This is a genomic window from Saccharothrix sp. ST-888, assembly GCF_000955975.1.
Lineage (GTDB): Bacteria > Actinomycetota > Actinomycetes > Streptomycetales > Streptomycetaceae > Kitasatospora.
Genome location: NZ_JYJF01001038.1, coordinates 1 through 282, shown reverse-complemented (window position 1 = coordinate 282; position 282 = coordinate 1). Strand labels below are relative to the sequence as shown.

The window sequence follows — 282 nt, the reverse complement described above, 5'->3', positions numbered from 1 at the left end:
CGCGCGTCGCGCACCACAGCGGTGCGTCGATCGCGGCGTCGCCCAGGGCCTGGGTGAGCAGCGCGGTCGCGGCGAGCCCGGCGGAGAGGGCCGGGTGCAGCGGGTGCACCTGCTCGTCCAGGGCCAGCAGCGACAGCACCCCGGCCAGGTCCGCCGTCCCCGCGTACGCGGCACGCAGCTCGGCCGCGAGGGTGTCACGGTCGCACGCCGTGGTGTCGACGGTGATCCGTCGGACCTCGGCGCCGCTCCCGGTGAGGGCGCGGAGCGCCTCGGCCACCCAGC

The 282-nt window shown here is 78.0% G+C and carries 1 protein-coding gene; it reads right to left on the bottom strand.

The features are described from left to right. Positions 1-282, bottom strand: a 282-nt coding sequence (locus UK12_RS42780; protein WP_045307350.1) for a hypothetical protein, incomplete at both ends; no start/stop codon positions are given.